Raw genomic sequence first — 2,941 nt, 5'->3', positions numbered from 1 at the left:
CGAGTACCGACCTTGAAATTGCCCGGCTCTACCGCATTGCTGCCGAGAACGGCCATGTCAAGGCCACTATCAACCTGCAGAACGGTAGCCTGCGCGGAAAATACATGCTGCGGGGCCACGAACACCTGCGCTTCAGTCAAGGCCTGATCGATGCCGGCGTTGCCACGGGGTACTACTTCGTGTCGGTGTTTCTAAAAAACGGTATCGCCGATCTGAAGCAGGACATGGAGATGTCGTTGCGCTATTTGCGTAAGGCCGCTGATGAAGGCAGTGCCCAAGCGCAATACGAAATCGGTGACGCGCTGGCGCCTGGCGACAGGGCGCCGGATGTAGCGCGGCAGATGCGCCTCTGTGCAGCTGAGCAAGGACATGCACCGGCCGCGAACATTTTAGGTGTCTACCTGCAAGACCAGGGCAAACATAAAGAGGCGGTAAAAGCGTTTCAGCTTGGGGTCGCCGCAGGTGATGAAAGTTCGGCGGGGTGGCTGGATGACGGCTTCCGAGGGCCTGACCCGAAAAATGAATTGGATTACCTCGGCCTGGAGGAAGACCTTGAACGCGCCGAACGCTACACAACCATCTGGCGCATCCTGGCGAGGTATTCCTACGCCCACCCCAAAGTCCCCGAAATCAACGACATCCTCCCGCTGCCCCCGGCCAAGCTGCCGCCGTGGGACGGCAAGCTGCAATGGCTGGAAGCGCGTGAAGCCAATATCCCGCCTCAAAAACCTTCGCCAGAGCTGATCCAGCGCCTGACCCAGGACCTTAAACTCGACCCCGCCACCGGCAGGTCTATGTCTCAGTCGCTTCCCTTACCCGATCGACCCAACTGAAAAAGGATTTCAAATGAAAGGCATCATCCGCATCGGCGACACCACCACCGGCGCCGGCATCGTCAAAACCGGCTCGGACGCAATGATCTTCGAAGGCATCGGCGCAGCGCGGGTAGGCGACATTGTCCTTTGCCCGTTGCCAGGCCATGGCACCACCCGCATTGCCCAGGGCAACTCAGACTACATCGAAGACGGGGTGCCGATCGCGTTCCACGGCGACCTCTGTGAGTGTGGCTGCGCATTGATCACCTCCCTCCCGGAAGCCACCGCCGGCTGAGAAGGCAGGATGTTTTTCAACACACAAGATACCCAAGACTTCCGAGACACCCAAGAAAAGGACATCTGCCATGAGCAAGGACAACCCGACGCTGGCGTACTTCGACGCCGAGATTCGCTACCTGCGCGAAGCGGCTAAAGAATACGGCGCCGCATTTCCCGACCGCGCCGCCGCGTTGAATCTGGATAAACCCGGGGCTCAGGACCCTGCGGTCGAGCAGCTGTTCCAGGGCTTTGCGTTCCTGATGGGGCGACTGCGCGAAAAGCTCGACGACGACCTGCCGGAGTTGACTGAGGGGTTGATGGGGCTGGTACGGCCGCAGTACTTGCGCATGATTCCTTCGCTGTCGATCGTCGAATTCTCACCTGACATTCATGAGATGAAGGCATGCGAAACCATCCGCAAAGGTTTCGAGGTGCGCTCGCAACCTGTCGGCGCGCAGGGCACTCGATGCCGTTACACCAGCACACAGGACCTGACGCTGCGTGCGCTGTCGCTCGATGCCGTGGAGGTTGGCCAGCAGGCGGATGGCCGCTCGGTGATCCGTCTACGTTTCTCCCGAGGCAAGCTGGTGTCGCTGGACTCGATGGACCTGCGGCACCTGCTGCTGTACCTGAACGCCAGCGCGCCCGTGGCCAGTGCGCTGCATCAGGCACTCACGCTCAATGCCGGTAAGGTCTACGTGCGCAAGGGGGGCCTGGAACGCGAAGAGGTCGCGATAGGTTTCGGTCCCGGAGGCTTTGGTGCCCATGATCGCCTTTGGCCTCAGGGCGATGATCAGTTCGGTGGCTGCCCTTTGCTGCTGGAATATTTCAGTTTTCCCGAGAAATTCATGTTCGTCACGCTCAATGGGCTGGAGCATGTGGCGTTCGAGGCCAAAGCAACAGGGTTTGAACTTGAGGTGGTCCTCGATCAACCCTGGCCCCGTGGATTTGCGCTTAGTGCGGAGCATGTACGTCTTCATGCCGTACCGGTCATTAACTTGTTTGCTCTGGAAGCGGATCCCCTGTCCCTCGACCCTTTACAGACCGATTATCGGGTGCGGTCCATGGAGGGGCAGGACAGCCACGCTGAGATTTACTCGGTGGACAGCGTCATCGCCGGCAAGCGCGCTGCGCGCCACGAATATGTGCCCTTCACCCATTTTCAGCACAGGGGCGGGACGTTGCGCGACGACGCCCCGGAGCGCTATTTCCATACCCGGCTCAGACGCGCGCCGGGCGGGTCACACGACACCTGGCTGATTCTGGGGGGAGACGGTTTCGACCTGGACCGGTCGGACCCGTCACAGCGCCTGACGCTGCAATTGACGGGCACCAACGGTGATCTGCCGCGCATGGCACTGGCCGAGATAATGCTGGACCAGCCTGCGCAGTCGAGTCGGCGGACATTGACGGTGCGCAACCTGTGCGCGCCGACGATGCCCTGTTACGCGCCCGACAAAGACCGCTTTCATTGGCGTGTGCTCAGTCACCTGGGCTCGAGTTTTCTGCCGCTGCTGGACAGTGCCGAGGTCCTGCGCAATACGCTGGCGCTTTACGACTGGACCGACAACGAGCTGAACCGGCGCCGGTTACAGTCGATCGTCGAGGTTCGCCATCACCTGATCCAACGCTTTGAGGGCGGTTTTCTGCTGCGGGGTGTGGATATCGAAGTCACATTGGAAGCGGGCAATTTTGCCGGGGAAGGAGACATCTGCCTGTTTGGTGAACTGCTTAGCCGTTTCTTCGCCCAGTACGCTGACATTCATCTGTTCAACCAACTGACGTTGATCTTGCAGCCGCAGGGAAAGTGCCTGCGATGGAGTGAAAACCACAGCCAGCGAGTGCCG

The 2,941-nt window shown here is 60.0% G+C and carries 3 protein-coding genes; all 3 read left to right on the top strand.

Going from position 1 to position 2,941, the window contains the following annotated elements:
* On the top strand, positions 1-833 hold an 833-nt coding region (locus VF672_RS08280; RefSeq protein WP_331103516.1), incomplete at its 5' end, for an SEL1-like repeat protein.
* Positions 834-846: 13 nt separating this feature from the next.
* Positions 847-1,110 carry a PAAR domain-containing protein gene (locus VF672_RS08275; protein ID WP_331103514.1) on the top strand — a complete coding sequence of 88 codons (264 nt, stop codon included), beginning with the start codon at positions 847-849 and terminating at the stop codon, positions 1,108-1,110.
* Positions 1,111-1,180: 70 nt separating this feature from the next.
* Positions 1,181-2,941: type VI secretion system baseplate subunit TssF (gene tssF, locus VF672_RS08270; protein WP_331103512.1), on the top strand; the 1,761-nt coding region annotated here is incomplete at its 3' end.

Origin of the sequence: Pseudomonas sp., from assembly GCF_036387035.1 — a bacterium.
Classification (GTDB): Bacteria; Pseudomonadota; Gammaproteobacteria; order Pseudomonadales; family Pseudomonadaceae; genus Aquipseudomonas.
This window is presented reverse-complemented; position numbering and strand designations above follow the sequence as displayed.

Bases quoted from the DNA above. Each gene is read 5' to 3' on its own strand.
- VF672_RS08275 (WP_331103514.1), top strand. From the start codon at position 847: ATGAAAGGCATCATCCGCATCGGCGACACCACCACCGGCGCCGGCATC.